Below are 2212 nucleotides of genomic sequence, written 5' to 3'. Positions count from 1 at the left end.
TTTTCTGCAATCGTTCTGACACGCTTGGATTGATCTGTTTCAGTATCTCTTCAAGAGATTGGTTCGGTTCTGTCCTTGTCTGCAAAGCAGAATGGATATCATACATTGAATATCCTTTATTCAACTCATTTAATAGACTGCTTTCAGGTACATTGTATTTTCGGCTTAACCATTCGATGGTTAGAACTTCTTTGGTTGCAGCTTGATTCGTAGTTGGAACTGCTGCCGCTCCCTCATTAGCGTAAGTTAATGCCGCAGGGGATAGCGTTTGAGCAATTAGAGTGAATAACAAGACATGTCTTAGTAGTTTTTTCATGGTTTGGCTCCTTAACACTGTTTGTAAATAGATATGCCGCAGATATTACCGGGTGCGTACGATGCTAGTTAAAGCTCATAGAATCTACATACGCTGTTCCCCTCCCTCCATTACCAGTTCCAATGATTGCTACACTGATTGTTGCCGAAGTCGCATTCGATGGAATGGTACCATCCATATTGAGCGAGACGTATCCAGAAGTAGGGTCCGTAAGTTCAACAACTTTATTGGAAATCCAAGCATTGGAAGCAAAATCAACAATAAGCAGTACTTTGGCGTTATTTTTCTTTTCAAAATAAACTTTGCCATTCAGTACGAATGGACGGCCCGCTTGAATGGCCAGATCCTGAGATAAAAATACTCCTCCATTTACGGGAAGATTTGTACCCTCCAGTTTTTGTGCCCTTCTACCAGACGAAACAGGGGTTTGTACTGTCTCAGCAGCCACTTGGCTTCCTGGAACGTTCCATAATCTCCATCCATCTGCTATCCCATTTCCTCTTGTGTTCATTTCCATCTCGCTATTAACTAGCAAGTTGCTACTATCATATTGTAGGTTCATGGAATCAACGTATACCATTCCGCTTCCTCCGCTACCGGTTCCCACGATCGCGACACTGACAGTAGCTCTGGTTGCGGCTGGTGGGACTATTCCGTTCATACTCACGGTGAAATACCCCGAGGTGTTACTAAGCTCTATTCCTTTATTGGAAATCCAAACATCTGAATAAAAATCGACATAAAGCATAACTTTGGCATTACGCAAGGTATTCGGAAAGATTCTACCGTGAACAACGTACGGTCTACTCGCCTGAATAGCCAAATCCTGAGATAAGAATACCCCATTGTTAACTGGAAGGTTCGCGCCTTCGAGTTTTTGTGCATTTCTACCAGATGAAACGAAGGTTTGTACTATTTCAGCGGCTGCATGACTTCCTGGGAGATTCCATAGCCTCCAGGCATCTGCCACACCGTTGGTTCCTGTATACGACTCCATCTCACCGTTAATAAGCAGATTACTTTTATCATAATGCAGATTCATCGAATCGACATAGACAGTACCACTTCCTCCGTTACCGGTTCCTATGATCGCGACGCTGACAGTAGCTTTGGTTGCGTTTGTTGGAACTATTCCATCCATACTGACCGTCAAATAACCTGGGTTCGTCTTTAATTCAACTGCCTTGTTAGAAATCCACTCGCTCGAATAAAAGTCAACATAAAGCATAACCTTAGCATCGCTCAAGCTTTGCGAGAAGATTCTACCATTTACTAAATATGGCTTGTTCGCTTGAATATCCAGATCCTGAGATAAAAACACTCCTCCGTTTGCCGGGAGTTTTGAGCCTTCAACCTTTTGTGCTTTTTTTCCTGATTCAACAGGAGTTTGCACCACCTCCGCTGAAACCTGGCTTCCTGGAGCATTCCATAATCTCCACCCCTCAGCGACACCATCATTCCCCTTATAAAGCTCAAATCCGGAATTAATCAACAAATTACCCGTAGTTTCTTTTCCCACTTGATTTCCATTGGAATCATATTGATACTCAATAACTTTCCCGTCTGATAACCGGGCACTGATTAGCCTGCCAGAGCTATCATACAAGTACCTGTAACTAGCGTTGCTTGAAGCCTCCGTAATGGGTGGTAATGACGTGACTATTAATAAGCATAAAAGAATCATCCCCCATTTTTTAATGCAGGTGGGAATTAACATGGAGAAATCCCCCTTGAATGTCATCGGTCTATGTATGGCACCTCGTTCGTACCATACCCGAATATCTGTCTACTTGAACATTTGGCCCTTCTCTTAAAAATTCATTAATCAGTTTGCATCAACTCTCTAAGTACGTGCATTTACAGCATGATGTCGCTATATTTCTTTAAACGATACAG

Annotated in this window: 2 protein-coding genes; both read right to left on the bottom strand. The window is 42.6% G+C overall.

The genetic code is table 11. From position 1 onward, the window contains the following. The coding region (locus PEL01S_RS34120) for a hypothetical protein (protein ID WP_164824387.1) at positions 1–316 on the bottom strand (316 nt) is incomplete at its 3' end. A 64-nt stretch (positions 317–380) separates the two neighbouring features. After that, complete coding sequence (locus PEL01S_RS34115; protein ID WP_163767832.1) at positions 381–2033, bottom strand: RHS repeat domain-containing protein; 1653 nt, start codon at positions 2031–2033, stop codon at positions 381–383. Positions 2034–2212 lie beyond the last annotated feature (179 nt).

Origin of the sequence: Paenibacillus elgii NBRC 100335, from assembly GCF_004000865.1 — a bacterium.
GTDB classification, from domain to species: domain Bacteria; phylum Bacillota; class Bacilli; order Paenibacillales; family NBRC-103111; genus Paenibacillus_G; species Paenibacillus_G elgii.
The sequence above is the reverse complement of the archived record's forward strand: the minus strand, read 5'-3'. Positions and strand labels throughout refer to the sequence as shown.